The sequence below is a fragment of the Nostoc sp. genome (assembly GCF_036917455.1).
Taxonomy (GTDB): domain Bacteria; phylum Cyanobacteriota; class Cyanobacteriia; order Cyanobacteriales; family Nostocaceae; genus Nostoc.
Map to the genome: position 1 here is coordinate 21054 of NZ_JBALDK010000160.1, position 22691 is coordinate 43744.

Genomic DNA, 22691 nt, shown 5'->3' on the forward strand with positions numbered 1-22691 from the left:
TATAAATATTGAACTGTATATCACTAATTTAGCTTTTCTAAGTTCATAATTAAGAGTTTTATGGTGACTTTAAGGTACCAGATATGGATTAAATCTGAGGTTTACCCAGAATTTGGAGGATTTTGCCTCAAGTTTCCCAAAGAGTTGGTAAGTAAATCGGCGTAGATAGTTAAAGGTTTGGAGTGTACCTTTGTGGGTATATTGTTATGAAACGCTACTCTTCTCTAGAAAATTATTTCAATCATGGCTACTTAACTTATATTTTGGTAAATTACTGATAATATTAATAATAATTTATACTATAATAAGAATATACTCTGCCTGATTAATGAGTTATTACAAATTAAAAAGCTCTCTATGCCTCCTAAGCAGAGTGAGTCAAAGGCAGTTACACTCCGTTAACCTTCGGAAAGATTTAAGATTCTCTTTATAAATCAACCCTAAAGTCATTCATTAGCTGGTAATCCTGTCATAGTATGAGACATAAGAACAATATTCTTACCAGTGTTCGCGGATGAAGCGCGTAGAAGCAAATTTCTGAGTAAAAAAAATGCTAGGGGTGTATTGTCCATGCCCTTGACGATCCTTGTAGTGGATGATGATTTGGGCACTCGTCTGTCTGTGAGCGACTATCTTGAACTGTCTGGCTACTCAGTAATTACGGCTAATGACGGTCAAGAGGCTTTGTTTATGGTGGATGAGTATAATCCTGATTTGATAGTCACCGATATTATAATGCCACAGATGAATGGCTATGAACTGGTGCGTCGGGTGCGTCAACAACTAGTGTTTCGGTTATTGCCTGTAATTTTATTAACAGCCCGAACTAAGACGCAGGAAAGAATTTTGGGCTACCAGTCAGGGTGCGATTTATACTTACCCAAGCCTTTTGAACTGGAAGAATTAGCAGCAGCAATTCGCAATCTTTTGGAGCGATCGCAAATCATTCAATCGGAGTATCGCTTTTCTGATAAAGAGAGTTTGGGCATTTCCGGCTCGACAAAAGCGGCGGATGCCCATAATTCTCTGTCTACTCAAATTCAGAAATCCCATCTCTACTCATCCCTAACTCATAGAGAACAAGAAGTCTTAGAGTTATTGACTCATGGTCTGTCTAATGCCGATATGGGTCATCAGTTACACCTAAGTCCTCGGACAGTGGAAAAGTACGTTAGCAGTTTATTAAGAAAAACCTCAACCAGCAACCGAGCAGAATTAGTGCGTTTTGCCATGAAGCATGGTTTGGTGGAATAAAAAAGTGAGGAGTTCGGAATTAAAACTCATAACTCTTCACTTTTAATTTTTGTGAGCAGACCTTCACAAGCATCAATCAGTAAATCAATAACCTGATTAAATCCGTCTTGACCACCGTAATAAGGATCTGGAACTTCCTTTAGAGTGTGTCGAGAGCAAAACTCGCACATCAAACGAACTTTATGCTGATATTGCTTAGTGCGATCGAGAGTGAGGATATTGTCATAATTTTCTCGATCCATCGCCAAAATTAAATCAAAGTCTTGAAAGTCTGACTTTTGAAACTGGCGTGCTTGACCACGCAGTTTAATTCCCAACTTTGTAGCAGCCGCAGCACTCATGCGTCTGTCAGGTGGGCTACCAACGTGATAACTAGATGTACCAGCCGAATCACAGAGGATGCTTTCGCTCAAGTCAGCCTGCTCAATTAGATGATTCATAATGTTTTCTGCCGATGGCGATCGGCAGATGTTACCTAAGCAGACAAACAGCAACTTGTAAGGCATAGATATTTTTTGTCCTTTGTCAATAGTCATTTGTCCTTTGACTAATGACCAATGACCAACGATCTAAAATCCAGGTAACTCTAACCCACTGGTTAATTCTTCCATACGTTCCCGCATTGTTGCTGTGGACTTGTTGTAGGCTTCTTTCATTGCCACTGTCACGAGATCGGAAAGTACTTCTGCACCTTCTGTTAAAGCATCTGGAGAAATTTCTACCCGTTTGGGTTCTTGGTTCCCACTGACAATAACCTTCACCAGACCACCGCCAGATTCTCCTAGAATCTCCATTTGCTCCAATTCTTCTTGGAGTCGCTTTGCACCTTCTTGAACTTGCTGTGCTTTCTTAAAAGCTTCGGCCAGTTCCTTCATTTTTCCTAAGCCAAAGCCGAATCCTTGTCCTTTACCTGTCATAATTATTTGTACGCTTGTGCGTTGAATAACAAATCAAATTCAATTATAGATGCGGTAAGTAATTTGCCTCTTTTTTTACCAATAATTAATGCATTCGGGAATTGGGGATTAGAGATTGAGAATTGGGCATTGGTTACGACCTATCTTTCTGATATCCCTAGTTTCCAATCCCCATCCCCTGAATTAAAAGTTTCAGCAAGCACCTTGAAACTCTCCGAGCATTTTGACTTCTGGCTCTAAATTAATAGACCAACGTTCTTGTACCTGATGTTGAATGTGGCGAATAAGACAGAAGATGTCACTAGCTTTTGCCCCACCTCGATTAACGATGAAATTAGCATGGAGTAGTGCTACTTGCGCTCCACCAATTTGGTAGCCTTTGAGTCCAGTTTGTTCAATTAACCAGCCAGCACTGTAAGGTTTGGGATTGCGGAACACACTTCCACAACTGGGGAAGTTGTATGGTTGGGTGCTTAACCGATGTTTTTTGTGTTCTTTGGTGATTGCTACAACTTTTGCTGGGTCTGCACCTGGCGCGAGTTGTAAGGTGGCTTGGGTGACAATGCGATCGCCACCTTGCAATAATGAAGTCCGGTAGTTATAACCTAACTGTTCTGGGGTAAGAGTCTCCAGGGTTCCATCGGGTGAAAGTACCTCGGCACTAACTAACATATCTGCGATACAGCTATTATGTGCCCCTGCATTCATCACCACAGCACCACCGGCTGTTCCGGGAATGCCAACAGCCCACTCCAATCCTTGCCACCCTAATTCTGCTGCCGCCCATGCCAAGCTAGGAATTGATTCTCCGGCAGCAACGGTTAATTGACCGGTTTGGGGGTCAAAGTTGCTGAAGCGGAGATGACGAGTTGCAATCACTAAACCTGATATCCCACCATCGCTCACCAGGAGGTTAGAACCGGCTCCCAGTGTTGTCACCTTTAAATCTCGTTCTTTTGCGTATTTAAAACTGGCTTGCAGTGCTTCTAAGTTTCGGGGGGCAACGTACAAATCAGCTGCTCCTCCAACCCTATAGGAAGTAAACGCTGACAAGCAAGCCTGGGACTTGATCGCACAATCAGTATTTGGTAAATAAATTATTTCACTATCCACCGAATTAGTTGTTTGATGTTTCTTTGTATTCAAAGCAGAAACTGTGCAGACGTTTCCAACTGCCTGGGAAATGGTCATCTTTACTTTGTATGGGTAAAATTTTTACATTAATTTACCGCAAAGATACGGTAATAGAATTCACAAACGGAACCGTTGCTAGACGAGCGCTTTGCTCAGAAATGAGGTCTTTGCAAAGCCTCCACTTAAGATGTGGCTTTAGCAGGTTCGCAAAGTGCAGTAATTATTTCAGGAATCACCTGATTCAAGTTCCCAGCCCCTAAAAAGAGCGCCAAGTCTCCTGGACGTAATGTTTTTAGCAAGTACTCATGCACTGAGGGTAAAGTTGGTTGATAAACGACAGGAGAATGGTGTTTAGCAATTTCCGCCGCTAAATCTTCACCAGTAATTTGCCCTAAATTGGGTTCGCCTGCACTGTAAATATCAGTCAGCACAACCAAATCAGCATGGGTAAAGGACTCGGCAAATTCTTCTAAAAAGGTCAGTGTCCGGCTATAGCGATGGGGTTGGAAGATAGCAACCACTCTTTGCCCTGGTCTTGCCTGTAAACGGGCGGCGGCGAGAGTAGCGCGAATCTCGCTGGGATGATGAGCATAGTCATCAATGAAGGTAATACCATCAACTTCCCCCCGGAGTTCAAAGCGTCGTCTTGCTCCTTCAAAGGTGGCAATACCTTTAGCGATCGCTCCAAATTCTAAGCCCAAGACGCGACCAACCGCAACTGCTGCTAAGGCATTGCTGAGATTGTGCCGACTGAGCAGCCGCAACTTCAACACCCCTAAAGCTTTGCCTCTTTCCCAAACTAGAGCCGTGGTGCCATCAGCACGGTAATCAATATTAGTAACGGTATAGTCAGCGTTGGTATTGGAGTGTAAGCTATAGCTCAGGGTGGGTTGCAAGCGATCGCGCACTGTCGCACAGTCAATGCTACCTATTACAGTTTTACAACCCTTAGCAAATGTCTGGAAGATGTCAATGACTTCTTCTAATGTATCGTAATGGTCAGGATGATCGAGTTCAATATTGGTGATGATGCCAATTTCTGGAGCGTGTTTTACTAAAGAACCATCAGATTCATCTGCTTCGGCTACCAAATATTTGCTTTGTCCCAATCGAGCATTACCAGACCATGCATTGACTTCGCCACCAACTAAAATCGTTGGGTCTAGACCTGCTTCCAGCAGCATATAACCAATCATGCTACTAGTTGTAGTTTTGCCGTGTGTTCCTGCTACTGCAATACTGTAGTAATCGGCAATTAAGGCGGCTAGTACATCCGAACGATGTAAAATTGGGCAACCTAATTCTAATGCTGCTTTGTATTCTAAATTATTAGTGTTAATTGCTGTTGAACAAATGACTTGAGGTAGTTTTGACTTAGTATCAGCAGTTAATTGTTCTTGTGAATTTAATACTTGAGGGCGAAAGAATTCGAGATTGCTTGCCTCTTGTCTACCAAAAATATGAGCACCGATAGATTCCAATTTGTGCGTAATGTGGTTAGGACGAAGATCCGAACCTGATACTGGAAATTGACGCTTGGCGAGAACGTATGCCAGAGCAGACATACCTATGCCGCCGATGCCAATAAAATGAAATGGTCTACCACTAAAATCTACAGAATTAGTCATTTATTGCTCCTCTTACACCACACCACACCATAATCACAAATGACACGCGTATCATAACAGGAATTTGATTTTTACTGTAACTACTCCTATATCGTGTTTATCTTTAATGGCCAGATGTTCTTTCTGCTCTGGTTTTGCGCGTTCAGAATGATTTTACCTTGGTTGGAGGTTTTTACTATTTCTGAACTGTTGTTAAGATTATTCTGAAAATTTTGGCTACATCGGGAAAGAAATTCTTGTAATGTCAAATACATATTTTTGTCTACCTTACTGGAATTGGCTACATAATACATTGTTTAGTGAAACTGATTTGAAATTGCATCAAGTTTAGGCGTAAATTGACTACAATAGTACATTGGTAATGAAACTATTTTTCAATTGCATAAAAGCTAGGCATAACTGGATGCAGCAACTAGCAATTTTTGGTGGCACATTCGATCCAATTCATTGGGGACACCTGCTCGTAGCTGAGACAGCAATGCAAGAAGTATCCCTTGAAAAGGTAATTTGGGTGCCATCCCTAAGTCCTCCTCACAAAGAAGCAGCTTTGTTTGAGCATCGCGTCAAAATGCTGCAATTAGCCATAAAAGATAACCCAGCGTTTACTGTCTCATTAGTCGAGACAAATCGCTCTGGGACTTCTTATGCCATTAATACCCTGATTGACTTATCTGCTTCTTACCCAAATACTCACTGGTACTGGATTGTGGGCTTGGATACTTTCCAAACCTTACCTCGTTGGTACCGTGGACACGAACTAGCACAAATGTGTGATTGGTTAATCGCACCCCGACTGCTAGGTGGTGAGACTATAACTCAAAGCAAATTAATCTGCAAGCAAGTGGAGCAACAACTAAGGGAGCAGTCGTACACCATTTACTGGCAACTCTTAAATATACCTTTGGTAGGAGTTTCGTCAAGTCTAATTCGCAAATTGTGCCGCGAACGCCAGTCAATTCGTTATTTAGTCCCGGAAGCGGTCAGATCGTATATCACTAACAACAATTTCTACTCGAACAAATCTGAATAAATTATGTGTTTTTTTATTGATCTAACACTTTATGGTTATAAGTGCCCCCCCCCTTTGCGATATGATTGGGGTCAACGATATCAACATATAAGCATAAATACAGAGGGCAAGACACTGTGATTAGAGTTGCAATCAACGGTTTCGGGCGAATTGGACGTAACTTTGCACGTTGCTGGGTGGGTAGAGAGAATAGCCAAATCGATCTTGTCGCTATTAATGACACGTCAGACCCTAGAACCAATGCTCACCTGCTGAAGTATGACTCGATGCTAGGAAAGATCAAAGGTGCTGAGATTGGTGCCGATGATAACTCTATCATCGTTAACGGTAAGACCATTAAGTGCGTATCCGATCGCAACCCAGAAAAGTTGCCTTGGAGAGATTGGGGAATTGACCTAATTATCGAAGCAACCGGGGTATTTACGAGCAAAGAAGGAGCGCTGAAGCATGTAAATGCTGGAGCCAAAAAAGTTCTGATTACCGCTCCTGGTAAAAACGAGGATGGCACTTTTGTGGTTGGTGTGAATCATCATGATTATGACCACAATATACACAACATTATCAGTAACGCTAGCTGTACTACCAACTGCTTGGCACCAATTGCCAAGGTGTTGAACGATAAGTTCGGCATCATCAAAGGTACGATGACCACCACCCATAGCTATACAGGCGATCAGCGCTTGCTAGACGCTTCCCACCGGGATTTGCGACGGGCGAGGGCAGCAGCGATAAACATTGTACCCACCTCCACTGGTGCAGCAAAAGCAGTTGCACTGGTTATCCCAGACCTCAAAGGCAAGCTTAATGGCGTTGCCTTGCGCGTACCTACCCCGAACGTCTCAATGGTAGATTTCGTTGTTCAGGTTGAGAAGCGTACTATTACTGAAGAAGTTAACCAAGCTCTCAAAGACGCTGCCGAAGGTCCACTTAAAGGCATTTTGGACTATAGCGAACTAGAACTAGTATCTTCCGATTATCAAGGTAGTGATGCTTCTTCGATTGTCGATGCTAACTTGACTTTTGTGTTGGGTAATGACTTGGTAAAAGTTATGGCGTGGTATGACAACGAGTGGGGTTACAGCCAACGAGTTTTGGATTTGGCAGAATTGGTAGCCGAGAAGTGGCAATAATTTGTCATTGGTCATTAGTCATTGGTCATTAGTCATTGGTCATTGGAAAAATGACAAAGGATAAAGGACTATTGACCAAAGTGTTGAAATCCCTGGCTAAGGCTCAGAACTTGGTCAGGGAATTTTTTTTGTTCGTCGTGCAATAGTACTGTTGATCCTGATGTAATGCTGCCTACGATCGCAGCACCTTGACCAAGATGTTGTACTAAGGCTAATGCTGGCTCTTGTGGTAAGCAAAGCACTAATTCAAAGTCTTCGCCACCGTATAGAGCATAAGCTAGTGCTTGTTCTGGTGTTAGCCAATGGTCAAAAGCTACTGGCATGGAAATTTGTCTGCGTTCTAAGATAGCGCCAACACCACTGACGCGGCAGATTTGGATAATCGCATCTGCTAAACCATCACTACTATCCATACCGGCAATGGGCATGGAGCATGGGGATGCTAAAATTTTCCAGAGGATTGGTAACACATCTAATCGTGGCTGTGGGCGCTGGTGTGCGTGGATTAAAGCCGTGCGTTCTGTATCTTTGAGGTGTTGTCCTAATTCGGGGTGTAAGAGCAGTTCTAAGCCAGCATGGGAAGCTCCATGAACGCCTGTAACAACGATCGCATCTCCCACTACAGCAGCAGAACGGCGGATAATTTGATTAGGGTTAACTTGACCAAAAGCGGTAATTGCCAAAGTCGTCACAGGCGATCGCACCACATCACCCCCGACAATTGAAGTATTGTATTTTTGCAGGCATTCTGTCATTCCTTGGTAGAGTCGTTCAACCCAACTCACCCTAACTTCACCTGGAAGTCCCAACCCGACGGTAATTCCCAATGGTGAAGCACCCATTGCGGCTAAATCTGATAAATTGGCAGCAGCAGCCCGCCAACCAGCATCTTCTGGGGAAGTGGTGAGGTTGCTAAAATGTATGCCGTCAACTAGCACATCTGTAGTCACCACCAAAGATTGCTCTGGTGCAGTCTCAAGGACTGCTGCATCATCGCCAATAATTTCTGGAGGACAGAAGCGCTGCAATTTTTCTAAAAGACCTTGTTCGCCAATATCTTTTACTTGTTGAGAAGATAAATCACTGTTCACAATCGGTTTTCCGTGTTGCAAAATTACTAAGAAAACTGATGATTTGTTTTACTGTTTAATATAAAAGTATCGTCTAAGGGTCAGTTGGGATGGTAATAACTCCAGTAAGCAGCATCACGTTTGAGGAGTACTTAACTTATGATGATGGTAGCGATTTCAATTATGAATTGGTGGATGGCAAACTAGAGCTAATGAACCCACCGACTATTGAACATTTTTTGATTGCCAAATTTCTTGAGCAATTACTAGATACAGAAATTAAACGTTGTAGCTCACCTTGGCTGTGTTTTCGAGAAAGTGGGGTGAGAACAGGGAGAAATAAATCTAGGTTGACTGATTTGTGTGTGGTGACAGTAGAGTAAGCCAGAGAATTGTTGAATGCCTCAGCAGTATTTCAGTCACTCCCGTTACTAATTGTCGAGGTAGTCAGTCCAGAGTCGGTTAAACGAGATTATCGTTATAAAAGGTCTGAATATGCGGCCTTAGAGGTTTCTGAATATTGGATTGTAGACCCACTGGAAGTAAAAATTTCGGTGTTATTACTTGAAGATGGATTTTACGAAGAAACAGTTTTTACCGCCACCCAGGAAATTGGATCGCGGACTTTTCCAGAATTAGCGATCGCAGTCGATCGAGTGTTCGCTACCGGAAATCTAAATTAGGGGAGTTAAGAGTTAGGAGTTATTCTTCCTCTGCTCCCTCATCTTCCCCATCCCCCTCATCTCCCCCATCTCCCTCTCCTCTTCTTATGCAGCTTGCGGCTCAACCAGATTTTCTATTCCCTGGACGACTTTTGCCGATTCAATTTTGTCACCCGCTTTCAGTTTATCCAAAACTTCTCTGCCTTCAGTGAGATAGCCAAAAACCGCATAACGACCATCCAATAAGTTGCGTCCGGCGGGGGTGAGTTCTGGTTCAAACAAAAAGAAGAAGAATTGCGAAGAACCACCATTTACTTCACTTTCGGGACGAGCCATCACGACTGCACCAAAAGCAGAAAAAGGCAGAACTGGCATATCAACGTAACGCCCAGCTTCTTCTAGCGTAATACCATAAGTAGGTGCTTTATCCCCCTCAACTAAGACTTCTAAGGGAATAGCGCGATATTTGTCCGTTTTGGGATCGATGTAACCCACATCTTTCCCAACGGGATCTCCAGTTTGCAGAAAGTAAGATTCTTCAGAACGGGTAAATTCCAAGCCATTGTAAAAACCCTTCTGTACTAAATCGACAAAATTACCAGCAGTGACAGGGGCGCTATAACCGTCTACTACAAGGTTTAAATCGCCTTTATTGGTTTTAATTTCTACAGTGGCACGACCTTTAAGTTGTGGCAGGTTACTGAACTCGGCAGGCACTTCAAAGGGGAATTGTTTCACCATTGACTCTTCTATCTGAGTGACGAGATTCAGAAGTTTGCCTCTTTCTTGTAGAATTTGTTCTTTATCTTTGCTATTCGCCAATTCTTCTAATTTACCCACCCCAGATTTCAACTCGGTAATCCAAGCTTCAGCTTGGGGTTGGCGTTCTGCGGGAACGCTTGTTAAGATTTGGGAGGGTTTATCGAGAATACGGGATGCTTTGCTGATGTCCTTGGAAATTGCACCCCATCGCCGATTTGCCCGCAGCTGGGCAGAGATGTCCTCTAGACTGGCTTGTAGTTGCCGTACAGGTTTGTTATCTATCGGGAGTGCATATCGCAACAAAGCCTTGCCATCGGTAATTGCGTTGCCAGATGGCAGCGCGGCGCTACTGGAGGGAGTCCACCCAGCTGTAGTTATGCCTAAAAATATTGTTACCAGCAGTATTGCCATTAGGCTGTTCTTCAGCCAGGATTTTAATAAGTTAAGCATGGGATAACTCAAATGCAGCATTAATTTGTTGACTGGACGTAACCCATAAATAATCTTCCCACGTTAAGGGCTGAGTGGATCAGAGGTCTAGGGCAGGGGAACAAATGACAACTAACTAATGACAAATGCCCAATGACGACTCTAGAAGGGTACAATAAATGCCGATTGTCTTCCAAAATTTGAAAGTTTCATGATCTCCAGTAACGACTTTCGACCCGGTGTTTCAATTGTATTGGATGGGTCTGTATGGCGAGTGCTTGAATTCCTACACGTCAAGCCAGGTAAAGGTTCTGCCTTTGTCCGAACTAAGTTAAAAAATGTCCAGAGTGGGAGCGTGATGGAAAAAACGTTCCGAGCTGGGGAAACTCTGCCCCAAGCTACTCTAGAAAAAAGCACGATGCAGCATACCTATAAAGAGGGCGATGACTTTGTCTTTATGGATATGGAAACCTACGAAGAAGGCAGATTGACTCGCGCACAAATTGGCGATCGCGTCAAATACCTGAAGGAAGGTATGGAAGCTGAAGTTATTAAATGGGGCGAACAGGTGCTAGGAGTAGAATTGCCTAAATCTGTGGTTCTGGAAATTATTCAAACAGACCCAGGTTTAAAAGGTGACACTGCTACCGGTGGCTCAAAACCCGCAACTCTAGAAACTGGTGCAATTGTGATGGTTCCTTTGTTTATTTCTCAAGGAGAACGCATCAAAGTTGATACCCAAGAAGATAAGTATATCAGCAGGGAATAACTTTCATCTCTATGGAGATGCTTGTTCCCGATTGAAATCCCTACATCAGGATTAAATCCCTGCCACACTTAAGATGCTAATTTACGGATAGGTCGAGGTAATAAAAACTGTGCCATTGGACTTTAATGAAATCCGCCAACTATTGGCAACTATCGCACAAACAGATATTGCAGAAGTCACGCTCAAAAGCGATGATTTTGAACTAACAGTCCGTAAGGCTGTGAGCGTTAGCAATCAGATGTTGTCGGTAGGTCAACCGACTTTCGGCGGTGTGGTAGGTTCGGGCTTGACATCGGGTTCATCTGGAGGAAACCAGACGAACACGAGTCAGGTAACGGAGGTGTCCACATCTCGCGTATTTGAGAATACTGGTAGTAGCACACAATTGCAGGTATCAGTAAATCCTCCCTCAACCATTGACCAGAGATTAGTAGAAGTGCCTTCCCCAATGGTGGGAACGTTTTATCGCGCTCCTGCACCTGGGGAAGCAGCATTTGTGGAAGTGGGCGATCGCATCCGCAAGGGTCAAACAGTCTGTATCATTGAAGCCATGAAGCTGATGAATGAAATCGAAGCCGAAGTCTCTGGACAGGTGATGGAAATTCTTCTCCAAAATGGCGACGCTGTAGAATATGGTCAACCTTTGATGCGAATTAACCCCGATTAAGTATTAATCTATATATCAAATGAGTCATCTGAAATGAGTCATTGTTAAAACTTCAGTCCTTGCGGGTTAATCCTGATGAAACAAACGTTGCCTTTACCGCCAGAAGTGGTGCAACAAGTAGCTGAATACTTCAGCCTGTTAAGTGAGCCGATGCGCTTGCGGCTGCTCCACTTATTACGGGATGAAGAAAAATGCGTGCAAGAATTGGTAGAGGCAACACAGACTTCTCAGGCAAATGTGTCAAAACACCTGAAGGTAATGTGGCAAGCAGGTATCCTTAGCCGCCGCAGTGAAGGAACTTGCGCCTATTACCGGGTGGAAGATCAAATGATTTTTGATTTGTGTAATCGGGTTTGCGATCGCCTTGCCACAAGGTTAGAAGAACAAGCCCGTAATTTTCGTGTATTAAATACTAAACGTTAGGTCAGTTGTCATTTGTCATTTGTAAAAAACTAATGACCAATGACCAATGACTAAAGCTGATAATTTTTATCAAAGCTTTCACGAGTTAGTGGCTGTTGTAACTCTAAACCTTCACCACCTAAAACATCCAACGGTTTGCCGTTCACATCAATGTACACCTTGGCTTTGGGATTTAAAGTTGTCGCAGTATAAACAACTTGTCCCACGCGACCCATCATTGATGTGCTACCGCCACCACTGGTAAAATCTTCAGATAAATTAACGTGAACTTCATTATTTTCTGATTTCAGCCCCAAAAGTTTGGTTCCTTTGGGGATAGTTGTGGAACCCGTCGCTTCTGTTGTTGGCCCTGCTAACAAACTTTGGAAAGCTGCTTCTAAAGGCTGGTTGGCTCGTATAGAAGCGACTTTAACAGGCTGGGGAACCAAAGCAACACTTTTGTCTTTTGGTGTGAGCCAATAAACATTGGGGGTTTTTTCATTAGGCACTGGCTGCCTAGTTGATGGCTGTGCTGGTTGAACGATGCGCTCAGAGGGGTTTGTCGGTGTGAGAGTATTGCTGGAGTGGGAAGTAAACCAAGCCACACCGCCACCCACCGCTACAACCACTGCTGAGACGGCTGCAATTGCGCCTGAAGAAATACGATTAGATCCTTGTTGGTCTTTCATGTTCAAAACCTTCCTAACTGAGGGCTGATATGGTAGTTATGTGAGGAGCAGCCTGGTTAACGACGATACTTACAAGTAGAGAGTTTCCCGAAACTTGGAGGAGACTTTATGCCTCAAAAGGCGATTATTTTTAATTGTGCAAGTCCCTATTTTAATTCTAGGATTTCTATTTCTAATCCGTCACCTACCAAATTATGTAAATTTCATTCTTTCTGGAGATGATTAAATTTTCAACGCAGAGGGACGCAAAGGTTTACGCAGAGGAACGCAAAGTAAAGTATTTATTCTTCTGCGTAAATCTTATTATTTAATTTTTTACTTGAATTGCGGCGCTAATCCATTGTTTGAGTGTAGTGGTAACTTCATCAATGACAATTTCTTGAGATTGACGGGTAGCTCTTTCTACAACTTCGACTTTGCCATTGGCGATCGCTCGCCCGGTTACAATTCTATATGGGATACCAATCAAGTCAGCATCTTTAAATTTCACTCCCGCCCGTTCATCGCGGTCATCTAGTAAGGTTTCAATTCCCGCTTGATTGAGTTGGGTGTAAAGTTTTTGGGCGATTTCGACTTGTTGAGCATCCTTAATGTTAGGAATTGTGACGATCGCGTGATAAGGTGCGATCGCAACTGGCCAAATAATCCCATCTTTATCGTAAGATTGCTCGACGGCAGCTTGTGCTAACCGCGACACACCCACACCAAAACAACCCATAACTAGCGGCTTTTCTTCGCCCTGTTCATTGGTATAAGTTGCACCCATTGCTTGGGAATATTTAGTACCTAATTGGAATATATGACCTGCTTCAATTCCCCGGGCGCTTGCAAGAGTTTGTTCTGGATTATGGATGGCGCGATCGCCTGTTCTTGACTTACGAATATCTACTACTTTTTCTGGTAACTTAAATTGCTCATTCCAATTAGCACCAACTACGTGATAACCAACTTCATTCGCGCCTGTAACAAAGTTTTTTAAATCAACGGCTGTTTGATCCACCAAACGCAAAAATTTAGGATGAATCTGTTTATTGGCGGTAATATACTCATCTCCGATATCTGGCGCAATATAGCCTAAAGGTAGAGATTTCGCTCTCCATACTTGCTGGGCTTCTACATTTGGGACATTCAAACTAATAATAGTTTTAGCGCCATACTCAGAAGCTAATTTAGTCAATTCATTTTGCAACTTGACTTCATTAACTTCCTGATCGCCTCGAATGCTTACCAAAACTAACACCGTTGTACCATTATCATAAACTGTCTGATAAAGGACATTTTTCACCAATTGAGTGGGAGAACATTTGAGGATTTGACAAACCTTTTCAATGGTTTCTGTTCCAGGTGTATCTCGTTTCTCATAGGTTGTAAACCGTGAGGTTTCGGCATCAATTGGTAAAGAAACAGCCTTTTCTACGTTAGCGGCGTATTTACCATCCTCAGTGTAGAGAACTTCATCTTCACCAGCTTCCGCCAAAATCATGAATTCTGTGGAACCAGAACCGCCAATTGCACCAGAATCAGCTTCTACTGCCCGAAAAGCTAAACCAGAACGCCGCAGGATATTGCTGTATGCTTTATACATATCCTGGTAAGTTTCTTTTAGGCTGGCTTCATCAGCATGAAAGGAATAGCCGTCCTTCATGATAAATTCCCGTCCACGCATTAAACCAAAGCGGGGGCGAATTTCATCGCGGAACTTGGTTTGAATTTGGTAGAGATGTAGTGGTAATTGCCGATAAGAGCGAATCATATCACGAGCGATCGCTGTGACTACTTCTTCATGAGTTGGGCCTAATCCTAATTGTTGCTCGCGGCGGTCAATTAGGGAAAACATGATCCCTTCAGCTTTGGTGTAAGTGTCCCAGCGTTCCGATTCCTTCCATAAGTCCGCAGGTTGTAATTGTGGTAAGAGACATTCTTGTGCGCCTGTAGCGTTCATTTCTTCCCGCACAATCTGGGAAACTTTTTGCAGTACCCGCCACATTAGCGGCAAATAAGCATAAAGACCACTACCGATGCGACGAATGTAACCTGCACGGAGTAATAATTTATGGCTAGGAATCTCAGCATCAGCTGGATCGTCCCGCAATGTAACGAATAACATTTGTGAAAGTCGCATCGTTTATTCCCTTTCCAGAATCACTAATTTCTATGTCAACTAAAGTATGAAGTATTAATGATGAAGTACAAAGTACACAGCGTTATTTATTTTTCATTTTTACTTATAGCCTTCCGCCTTTTTTGATCGCAACTTTAGGAGAAAACTACCTTGGCAGATGTAATTTATCAAGCACAAGCACCCTTAGAATTTATTCCTCCGGCGTTTAACCCCTTATTTCTACGATTCGTCCATCTGTTGCTACCCAGTTGGATAAATTGGCAAACATCTATTACCCAAATTGAAGCAGACAACGTAGAGGTTCTGGTGGATCTCTATCGCCAGTTTCAGGAGGGTAAAATCCGTTTTATGCTGGCATTTCGCCATCCGAAAACAGACGATCCATTTTGTTTGGCCTATTTGCTGTCTCAACTTGTACCAAAGATAGCGCGATCGCAGGACACAACACTACAACTTCCAATTCACGCTCATTTTATCTACGATCGCGGCATTCCTCTATGGGCAGGTTCCCACGTTGGCTGGATTGCTTCTCATTTAGGTGGAACTCCGATTCAGCGAGGTAAGGCTGACTGGACGGGGTTACGTTCGGCGCGTGACTTGTTTGCCAATGGGAAATTCCCGATGGCTGCTGCGCCAGAGGGTGCAACCAATGGTTTATCGGAGAATATCAGTCCTTTGGAACCCGGTATTGCTCAGTTAGGCTTTTGGTGTGCTGAAGACTTGCACAAAGCTGAACGCCCCGAACAGGTTCTAATTGTACCAGTTGGGATTAAATATAGTTACGTTGATGCTCCTTGGGGTGCGATCGCAAATCTTCTAAGTGAATTGGAAGCGGCTAGTGGTTTACCTGTGAATTCAGCAGAAAATACTTCCATAGAGTCGCTTTATCCTCGCCTATTGACTTTGGCAGAACATTTACTTTTGCTAATGGAAGAATTTTACACACGTTTTTATCATCAAAAACTGCCAGATCCTAACATTGTCAATGGGCAAATTCCAGATAGAAATGAAGCGTTAACAGTACGTTTACAAGCTTTATTGAATGCAGCGTTGTTAATATCAGAGCAGCATTTTGATTTGCAGTCAAAAGGTAATTTAAGTGACCGTTGTCGGCGAGTAGAACAAGCTGGCTGGAATTATATATTTAGAGAAGAATTTAAGGATGTAAAAGGAGTATCTGCTGTCGAAAGAGCTTTAGGCGATCGCGTTGCGGAAGAAGCGAATGCGCGAATGTGGCACATGCGTTTAGTAGAAAGTTTTGTAGCAGTTTCTGGTAATTATATTCGTGAAAATCCAACAGCAGAAAGGTTTGCTGAGACGACTTTAATTTTATGGCAAATGATTGCTAAAATCAAAGGAAATAAAACTGTGCAACGTCCGCAATTAGGTAAGCAAAAAGTCAAAATTACTGTGGGTGAACCCATATCTATTTCTGAGCGTTACCCAGCGTATCAAGTGAATCGTTTGGCTGCTAGACAAGCTGTTGCTGATGTAACGAATGATTTGCAACACGCGATGGAAGGATTGATTTGATTAGGAGGATTGCATCTTTAGCTAAGAACCACAGAATAAGTCAGTTTTCAGCAGGTTTATTGACTTCGAACCCTAACTGCTGACTTTTTTAACTTGCAAAAGTATAACTTACAGCAGATTGCAGGTAAATGAAGTACACAGGTAGGGGCACAGCACTGCTGTGCCTTTAAAATCATCTGTACCTCACCAAGTTGCAATCTGCTGTAAATGTCCAAGTGTTCATCCAAACCGGATATTACTTTCTCAAGTAGATCAATCAGACACAAAACTTCTAGCGATCGCAGGTTTAGATGCCCTGTACGGAGATGCTGGCGGGATATGGTTTATTAAGCTGGCACAAACCTAAAAGTTTTTCAAAACTATCTAAGTAAAAGGGTGCAAAAAATCTTAGGCTACTAGACCTACTTGGCTTTACTTCTATTTCATATTGAATACAATTAGGTAAACTCAAAGCAATTTTAACTAAATATGTAATTGGTCTTTGATTTTTATAAAATTACCGTTAAGTTCTCCAAATTATATTTTCAGAAGAATCACGCTTTTATATTTTTGTAATTCAAATTACAAATAGATAAGTCCAGCAAATTGTGATTCTCTCAATCAAGTTATAAATAATGAAAACTCAAAACTTATTCAATTTACTGAAGATTAGTATTGCTACTTTTGGAATCTTATTTGTGGCTGGTCAAGGAGCCTATGCCTCCGACTTAAAGGGAACAGCATTTAGCATATCTTTAGAGTGTTTGAATGACACTACTGGTCTTTTGGTGGGTCAAAACTCCACTGATGCCAATGGCTGGCAGTATGCATTTGATTCAAACACAGATGGGATGAACGGGAATTACTGGGTTGGTGCAGCGCCAGGGAAAGTAAATCCCTACGATATCTCTGGTATGGCTATCAAAGAAACTGCTACCAGCGTTATTGTGGCAATCAATGGCAATATGAAGTTAACAGGAGAGGCTGAACAGGGTGCTGCGGGCGGTCAGATTGGATATGGTGATTTGTTCTTCAATACGGCCGGTAAGACCTTTGAAAATGCTATGAGCAGTGGGGATTTGTTTGGTATTCATTTCTCCTCAGTTAATGCTTCAGGGGTACAACAAATAGGTGTTTATAGTGGTGTTCAGGCAAAGACAGTTGCTGATAGCAAAGAGGGCTACAGTGTTGGATATGGTGGTTTGACAGGAGATGGATGGATTTCTTACGAAACTCAGGTAAAACAAGGTGGTGGTGTTGTCGGTTATGGTGATTTGACCAGTAGTTACTTTACCAATAACGGCAAGGACAAAACATTTAATCTCAATGTCATCGACTCTGGAAAATATCTGAGTGGAATCTCGTTTTTAGCACAGGGTGATGTAACGCAGCAGTTGCTAACCACTGGCTACAATGCCACCAAATTCAGTGGTACACAAACTATTGCATTTGAATTCAAAAAATCAGGTATTGTCCAAGCGACTCCTGAGCCTGCTAGTCTCGCTGGTTTAGGAATCGTCGGTCTGGCTTTAGCTGGTAGCAAGCGACGCAAGAAATTAGCGTAGCAATTGGGTGGGGACTGTTCGCAATAAAGCTTGATTTATCTTCAGTGAGTAATGGCATTTTGGATAAAGCTTAAGTGAAAATTATCCCAAACTGTGTAGGTTTAACCATTACATATTAAATAAATAAAGTTAAATGCCCTGACTAAAAAGTCAAGGCATTTATTTTTTTAAACACCATTATATAGGGTAATATAGGGCGTATACTCACGATAATAAAGTTGAGCGATCGCGTTTTATATCCTAACCTGGAAATACCTTAGATAAATCCACAACTAAATCAGGTAGGCAGGTCAGATTAACTAATTCATTTGGCAGATAAATCAACTTGCGACGATAACCAAATTTACCTTGTAAACCTTGATAAGGTTCGCCATAGCACTCCAGATAATTATCTACTAAATTAAATATCCAATAATCAAAAATACCTGCTTCTGCATAAATCGGTAACTTTTCCTCTTGGTCATATTTTAAGGATGAATCGGCAATCTCAATTAATTAAGAGTAAAATATCAGATGGGCTGGGATGATTAGCTAAATAGTCATCATCTCTATTTTTTGCAATTACTCTATCGGGTTCAGGCTCACTGTTGTTAGACAAAGTAATTGGCTGTTGTCCTCGCAGGGTTGCGCGATCGCCTACTAACTTATATAATTCTCGCTCTAGGCGTGTTTCACAAACAGAGTGCGGTGTACCTTTTGCTGCCATCTGGACTATTTCACCCTTAATTAGCTCAACTCGGTCATTCTCCTTAAAGAAGCCGAGTTCAGCTAGACGGTGATATTCAGCGATAGTAAAGCGTTTAGCAGTGGTAAGGCTCATAACAACTACGAGAATGCAGAGTTATTTTTATCTTAATATAGCTGTAACTGATTAAAGTGATGCGATGGAGGATAGTGAGGTGTCTGGGTATTCTTCTTTATCGCCTTCTGTAGTTGCTTCTATACTTACACCCTTCCTAGGAAAATCAAAATATTGTTCCTGAACCGTTTTTAATTCTTTTATTGATTCTTGGAAAAATAATTTAATAGCAGATAGCTGGTCTTTTTCAGATAAAAACTCTTGTAGGCTTTTTCGATAAAATATAGCTGAACATGCTGGCAAAATTGTCAAATCAGCAGGAGTCCATATATTGGGTTTATCGTTAATTACTTTCTGCATAGATTCAATAATTTTTGGGCGTTCTCCAAAACTAGAAGAAACCTCCAAAAATATACCTAAATATGGATATTCTGTTAAAGTATCTGGATTTAAATTAAAGTATCCAAGACCACACCAAAGATTATCTCCTGAAAATTTAGTATAGATAATATATCTACTGTACCATTTCCATTGAGTCCTACTTGGTGCGCCTTTGATTACACCTCCAAAAGCTAGCCTGAATTTGTCTTGTACTTCATCATTGAGGGTTGATTCCATGAGATTGAGAGTTTTGTTAAAATTCACCATTGTCAATAAGTCAACCGATGAAAATTGATTAGTGTGAGACATTCTGTTATTCCTCATGAAAATTAATATTTCTTGGGATAAGATATCAGTCGAGTGTTGTTGTAAGCGGGCATAAAATTGATGCCACCTCAATTGATAAAAATTCACTTTTGGCTCTAAATTAGATCCTGGAGTTTTGATTTCGTCTTTTGGATCATAATCACGGGTAATATAAATTAAAATTCGATGTCTAACATTTTGTAATTTACTCAGAATTTCAGCATATTTTTCTAATTGTCGCCATCCTTCTGTAGAACCAATTTTTGATTCAAGAAATATTACATCTGTATTTAAACCATCTGATAGTTCAACTACAATATCCAATCTACTATCTTCTGTATGGGTTTCAAGTCCTTTGTGTTCTTGTTGGGTTATAATCTTGATACTGGAATAATTATCATCACTAATAATTGAGTGATGTTTTAGCCAATCAATTAAAATATGGTTATTCAGGGATAAAAAATAAGCAACAATCTCTGTAAAAAAATCTTCAAGCGGCTTGTTCCCTGAATGTAGGTTGAGTAAATTGCTAAACAAAGACATTGGTTTTTAGCTATTTAAGATATTTGCGGAAATTTATACACAATAATTAGGGAGAGAATCTCACCTTTGCAAATATACCCGGCGATTATAAATCGCGGCTAGACAAACAAAGTCCGCCTACGCGGACTCTAAGAATTTGAAACCTACGGAGGTGGGTTTCGTCTGTATAGCTGCGAGGCATCATTCCATTCGCCAGGGCAGTTATAACTTAGCCGATCGCAGTTTGACAAGATTACTGTATGATACTTACAACAAATAGGGATAAAAATTTTACCCCTAAAAAATTGTGTATTCTTTTAATAAAAGCTAGAAAAGGTTACTACTATTGAGTTAAGTGACTTTCTAGCAAAGATGCGATCGCGTCAGGATGAATATTCTTGTATTTCTTTTTACCAAGCTGTAAAACACAGTTAGGAGCGCTGCTACAGCATTTTTGGCAACTAGTATGTTCAATGGTAACTTTGTCTAACAAACCGCGATCGCACAAAGTTTTTTCTAACTCTGATAATAACCCTTTACCACCGCGTTTCAGACAACCGCCCTTTTGACATACCATAATCCTCGCTTTGGTTTCAGGTGGTAAATCTTGCTTTGGACACCCATTAATTGGTGTCACCTGATAGGCTTTAATTTTAATTTCACTTGTACGCGAATCTATCTTACTATAACCACAAACGCGAACTTGCTGACCAGGAATTAAGGATGAACTTAGAGAACGGCGCAACTCTTTAGATAGTTTAACTTCCACATTTCCAGATGGAATTGCCAATTGCAAGTATTTATATTTTCCTGATTCACCACCAACAAAACCTAGTAACTGTCCCTCAAGGTTCAATTCTGATAACGTCAAATGTTTGTCACCCATGATTGATAAAAAGTTATTGGGAATTGGGAATTGGGAATTGGGAATTGGGAATTGGGAATTGAGAATTGGGAAAGTATTGCTAAATATTTATTCCCCAGTCCCCAATCCCCAGCACCCTTAAGCGAGGCGTTTAGCTTCTACTGTTTGGGGTAAATTTGCTGTGTCTGGCAAATTACGAAATTCTAATTCCCAACCATTTGCTAGGGTGAGAATCTTGCCATCATTTCCATCAGTTTGTTTGACGACTTCTTCTTCAAGGTCTTTTTTAGCAACGTAGACTACTAAAGTACCGGCATCATTCATGCGTAGCATTACTTTCATGAGATTCCTCAACAGATTCTAGTTCTTTTTTCATACAGCCGACGACGAATCCTGTTTCCAAGAAATGCACAGCATATATATAGGAACTCTGCAAATATGTTCCTATACTAGCTATGTAGCCGATATCTCCTTTATTTACCAAAACTTGCCCAACTTCTTTACCAGGAAAAGTACCATCATTTTTGAGCAGTTTCCGAACTCTGACTTTTTCACCAATTTCAAAAGCAGGTGGCAAGTTTAGCTCTAATTCATCGCGTTGCATGAGAGTACCTCTGTTCTCTGACCAAATTCAATAGTTCTTCTGTCGTCAGGCTGCGTTTTTTCTGTACCGATTGATGGCGCACTGCATCTAAAACAGATTGGGTTTCTTGGGAATTCAAGAAAATTCCATGCTGTTCTAGCAAGTTTGAAACCAAATGCCGTCCAGAATGTTTACCTAATACTAAACGCCGTTCCCAACCCACCTCTTCGGGAGCAAATGGTTCGTAAGTAATGGGATTTTGCAATACCCCGTGAGCATGGATGCCAGATTCGTGAGCAAAAGTATTTTCGCCAACGATCGCTTTCCAGGGTGGTACATCTGCTCCTGATGCGGCTGCAACTAGTTGAGACAGTTCCAGCAAACCGGGTGTGTCGATGCCTAAATCAACGCCATAGATGCGTTTGATCGCCATGACAACTTCTTCTAAAGCTGCATTTCCTGCCCTTTCACCCAATCCGTTGACTGTGGTATTCACTGATAAGGCTCCGGCTTTGATACCCGCAAGGGCGTTGGCTGTTGCCATCCCAAAATCATTGTGGGTGTGGATTTCTAGGGGAATCATCAAAGCTGAAACCAGCCGTTTAACCTTGGTGTAGGTGGTGAAAGGATCGAGAACTCCTACGGTGTCGCAGAAGCGGAACCGGGATGCACCCCATTCTTGGGCATAAAGCGCTACATCTAAGAGGAAGTTTTCGTCTGCCCTGGAAGAATCTTCTCCGCCGACTGCTACCCAAAGACCTTGATCGACGGCAAAGCTAATACAGTCTTTGAGCTTTTGCAAGCTGACTCGCCATTGACCGTGGAATTTAGCCGCGATTTGGATACCAGAGACGGGAATGGCGATATGCACCCGGTTCAGTCCGCAAGCAATAGAAGCCTTAATATCTGAGATGACAGCACGATTCCAACCGAGGAGTTTTGCTTGTAAACCCAAATCAGAAATTGCGGCGATCGCCCGGGTTTCTTCGTCACCCATTGCTGGGATACCGACTTCTAATTCGGGAATACCAATCGAATCAAGAAATTTAGCGATCGCAACCTTTTCTTCTAGGGTAAAAGCAACACCTGCTGCTTGTTCGCCATCACGTAGTGTAGTGTCATTAATTATGATTTGATTCATTGCAAATATCCCTCTCTTGGAAGTATTCTTAATATCCTTTCTCTCTACAATCCCCAGCGATGGCAAATGCTAAAAATATCACAATTCATAATGTAGGATACATGATCCTTAATTATTGACTGATTAGCAGCATCACATCTGTATGACAGGGAACTAAAACAATGTATAATTTACTAATCGTTTTTACCGATGTCAGTTGAATTCGGTTCGAGTAGCAATGAACTAATATAACTATTAGCAAATCCTGAACAAAGTAAAACACAGAATCCAGCAATTAAGGATGTAATCATCTTCGTAACCTCAGATTTTTTAGAGCATTGGTGTGTACTTTCGGCAGGTAATGGGACTGGGA

The 22691-nt window shown here is 41.9% G+C and carries 22 protein-coding genes and 2 pseudogenes; 10 read left to right on the forward strand and 14 right to left on the reverse strand.

The features are described from left to right. The first annotated feature begins 570 nt into the window (after positions 1-570). Complete coding sequence (locus tag V7K42_RS17135; protein WP_334918087.1) at positions 571-1254, forward strand: response regulator transcription factor; 684 nt, start codon at positions 571-573, stop codon at positions 1252-1254. A gap of 26 nt (positions 1255-1280) precedes the next feature. Here V7K42_RS17135 and V7K42_RS17140 read toward each other — a convergent pair whose 3' ends face one another. The 4 genes from V7K42_RS17140 to murC all read right to left on the reverse strand — a co-directional run bounded on the left by V7K42_RS17140 (position 1281) and on the right by murC (position 4933). Next, positions 1281-1760, reverse strand: coding sequence for a low molecular weight protein-tyrosine-phosphatase (locus V7K42_RS17140; protein ID WP_334918136.1), 480 nt, complete (start codon positions 1758-1760; stop codon positions 1281-1283). A gap of 63 nt (positions 1761-1823) precedes the next feature. Continuing rightward, a complete protein-coding gene (locus tag V7K42_RS17145) occupies positions 1824-2171 on the reverse strand; it encodes a YbaB/EbfC family nucleoid-associated protein (protein ID WP_334887987.1) in 348 nt (115 codons plus the stop codon). A gap of 192 nt (positions 2172-2363) precedes the next feature. Then, entirely contained in the window at positions 2364-3362 is a 999-nt protein-coding gene (gene murB, locus V7K42_RS17150) for a UDP-N-acetylmuramate dehydrogenase (RefSeq protein WP_334918089.1), read from the reverse strand. Positions 3363-3487: 125 nt separating this feature from the next. Then, positions 3488-4933 carry a UDP-N-acetylmuramate--L-alanine ligase gene (gene murC, locus V7K42_RS17155; protein ID WP_334918091.1) on the reverse strand — a complete coding sequence of 482 codons (1446 nt, stop codon included), beginning with the start codon at positions 4931-4933 and terminating at the stop codon, positions 3488-3490. Between the two features lie 403 nt (positions 4934-5336). On the opposite strand from murC, the gene nadD reads away from it, so the two are divergent. Both nadD and V7K42_RS17165 read left to right on the forward strand, forming a co-directional pair. Continuing rightward, entirely contained in the window at positions 5337-5963 is a 627-nt protein-coding gene (gene nadD / locus V7K42_RS17160; RefSeq protein ID WP_334918093.1) for a nicotinate (nicotinamide) nucleotide adenylyltransferase, read from the forward strand. A gap of 116 nt (positions 5964-6079) precedes the next feature. Further along, a complete protein-coding gene (locus tag V7K42_RS17165) occupies positions 6080-7093 on the forward strand; it encodes a type I glyceraldehyde-3-phosphate dehydrogenase (protein WP_334918095.1) in 1014 nt (337 codons plus the stop codon). 68 nt (positions 7094-7161) lie between these two features. Here V7K42_RS17165 and thiL read toward each other — a convergent pair whose 3' ends face one another. Then, positions 7162-8184 carry a thiamine-phosphate kinase gene (thiL, locus tag V7K42_RS17170; RefSeq protein ID WP_334918097.1) on the reverse strand — a complete coding sequence of 341 codons (1023 nt, stop codon included), beginning with the start codon at positions 8182-8184 and terminating at the stop codon, positions 7162-7164. Positions 8185-8273: 89 nt separating this feature from the next. On the opposite strand from thiL, the pseudogene V7K42_RS17175 reads away from it, so the two are divergent. Then, positions 8274-8846: pseudogene (locus V7K42_RS17175) on the forward strand (Uma2 family endonuclease). 84 nt (positions 8847-8930) lie between these two features. Here V7K42_RS17175 and V7K42_RS17180 read toward each other — a convergent pair. Beyond that, the gene (locus V7K42_RS17180; RefSeq protein ID WP_334918099.1) at positions 8931-10037 is read right to left on the reverse strand and encodes a peptidylprolyl isomerase; all 1107 of its coding nucleotides are present in this window, start codon (positions 10035-10037) and stop codon (positions 8931-8933) included. A gap of 190 nt (positions 10038-10227) precedes the next feature. Here V7K42_RS17180 and efp point away from each other — a divergent pair, with 190 nt between their 5' ends. The 3 genes from efp to V7K42_RS17195 all read left to right on the forward strand — a co-directional run bounded on the left by efp (position 10228) and on the right by V7K42_RS17195 (position 11875). Then, complete coding sequence (efp, locus tag V7K42_RS17185; protein WP_334918101.1) at positions 10228-10785, forward strand: elongation factor P; 558 nt, start codon at positions 10228-10230, stop codon at positions 10783-10785. Between the two features lie 109 nt (positions 10786-10894). Next, positions 10895-11452, forward strand: coding sequence for an acetyl-CoA carboxylase biotin carboxyl carrier protein (accB, locus tag V7K42_RS17190; RefSeq protein WP_334918103.1), 558 nt, complete (start codon positions 10895-10897; stop codon positions 11450-11452). A gap of 75 nt (positions 11453-11527) precedes the next feature. After that, complete coding sequence (locus V7K42_RS17195) at positions 11528-11875, forward strand: ArsR/SmtB family transcription factor (RefSeq protein ID WP_094332184.1); 348 nt, start codon at positions 11528-11530, stop codon at positions 11873-11875. Between the two features lie 50 nt (positions 11876-11925). Here V7K42_RS17195 and V7K42_RS17200 read toward each other — a convergent pair whose 3' ends face one another. Further along, complete coding sequence (locus V7K42_RS17200; protein ID WP_334918105.1) at positions 11926-12543, reverse strand: GerMN domain-containing protein; 618 nt, start codon at positions 12541-12543, stop codon at positions 11926-11928. A gap of 307 nt (positions 12544-12850) precedes the next feature. Next, positions 12851-14665, reverse strand: coding sequence for a proline--tRNA ligase (locus V7K42_RS17205; RefSeq protein WP_334918107.1), 1815 nt, complete (start codon positions 14663-14665; stop codon positions 12851-12853). Positions 14666-14815: 150 nt separating this feature from the next. Between V7K42_RS17205 and V7K42_RS17210 the strand changes: the two genes are divergently transcribed. The 3 genes from V7K42_RS17210 to V7K42_RS17220 all read left to right on the forward strand — a co-directional run bounded on the left by V7K42_RS17210 (position 14816) and on the right by V7K42_RS17220 (position 17742). Continuing rightward, entirely contained in the window at positions 14816-16198 is a 1383-nt protein-coding gene (locus V7K42_RS17210) for a 1-acyl-sn-glycerol-3-phosphate acyltransferase (RefSeq protein ID WP_334918109.1), read from the forward strand. Positions 16199-16358: 160 nt separating this feature from the next. Then, a complete protein-coding gene (locus V7K42_RS17215; RefSeq protein ID WP_334918111.1) occupies positions 16359-16544 on the forward strand; it encodes a hypothetical protein in 186 nt (61 codons plus the stop codon). A gap of 268 nt (positions 16545-16812) precedes the next feature. Further along, positions 16813-17742, forward strand: a complete 930-nt coding sequence (locus V7K42_RS17220; protein ID WP_334918113.1) for a PEP-CTERM sorting domain-containing protein — start codon at positions 16813-16815, stop codon at positions 17740-17742. 240 nt (positions 17743-17982) lie between these two features. On the opposite strand, the pseudogene V7K42_RS17225 reads toward V7K42_RS17220, so the two are convergent. The 6 genes and pseudogenes from V7K42_RS17225 to nifV form a co-directional block, all read right to left on the reverse strand. Beyond that, positions 17983-18562 (reverse strand): annotated as a pseudogene (locus V7K42_RS17225) (Uma2 family endonuclease). 51 nt (positions 18563-18613) lie between these two features. Beyond that, positions 18614-19771 (reverse strand): PD-(D/E)XK nuclease family protein, encoded by a 1158-nt coding sequence (locus V7K42_RS17230; RefSeq protein WP_334918115.1) that lies wholly within the window; start codon positions 19769-19771, stop codon positions 18614-18616. A gap of 322 nt (positions 19772-20093) precedes the next feature. Further along, a complete protein-coding gene (locus tag V7K42_RS17235; protein WP_334918117.1) occupies positions 20094-20636 on the reverse strand; it encodes a (2Fe-2S) ferredoxin domain-containing protein in 543 nt (180 codons plus the stop codon). 117 nt (positions 20637-20753) lie between these two features. Continuing rightward, on the reverse strand, positions 20754-20957 hold the full coding sequence (gene nifT, locus V7K42_RS17240) for a putative nitrogen fixation protein NifT (protein WP_012407237.1): 204 nt from the start codon (positions 20955-20957) through the stop codon (positions 20754-20756). Next, a complete protein-coding gene (locus tag V7K42_RS17245; RefSeq protein WP_334811376.1) occupies positions 20932-21219 on the reverse strand; it encodes a nitrogen fixation protein NifZ in 288 nt (95 codons plus the stop codon). The genes nifT and V7K42_RS17245 overlap by 26 nt, the downstream gene beginning before the upstream one ends. Continuing rightward, complete coding sequence (nifV, locus tag V7K42_RS17250) at positions 21206-22339, reverse strand: homocitrate synthase (protein ID WP_334918119.1); 1134 nt, start codon at positions 22337-22339, stop codon at positions 21206-21208. Before nifV ends, V7K42_RS17245 begins: the two co-directional genes overlap by 14 nt. Positions 22340-22691 lie beyond the last annotated feature (352 nt).